Annotated in this window: 1 protein-coding gene; it reads right to left on the reverse strand. The window is 52.1% G+C overall.

From position 1 onward, the window contains the following. Positions 1-359: 4-(cytidine 5'-diphospho)-2-C-methyl-D-erythritol kinase (locus D4A39_RS19540; protein WP_497707281.1), on the reverse strand; the 359-nt coding region annotated here is incomplete at both ends.

The following is a 359-nucleotide window of genomic DNA, read 5'->3' on the forward strand; positions in this document are numbered from 1 at the left end:
AAGCCTCTTTGGTGCTGACGGCAATGTCATTGCGCTTTACTACAACCAGATGATAGCCCCTCAGATTATCGCCAGGACCACTTACCGGCATCAGTTCTTCTCCGATACCTTCTGCATAGCAAGCAGTATCGCCATCCTCAGGATCGGCAGAAATGAAGTAGGCACAGTCTGCGCCCAGCTTGGCAGCATATCTTTCCATCTCCGGATTACCGATGTTGAGACGGAAACGCTCGTCCAACAAACGAATCATGAAGGCTGCATCGGCAGAACCGCCACCCAAACCTGCCTGCGAAGGAATACGCTTCACCAGGTGAGCATGGATGCGTGGAATCCTGAAGTCGGCAGCCAGGAGATTATAA

This window comes from Alcanivorax profundi (assembly GCF_003597125.1).
Classification (GTDB): Bacteria; Pseudomonadota; Gammaproteobacteria; order Pseudomonadales; family Alcanivoracaceae; genus Alcanivorax; species Alcanivorax profundi.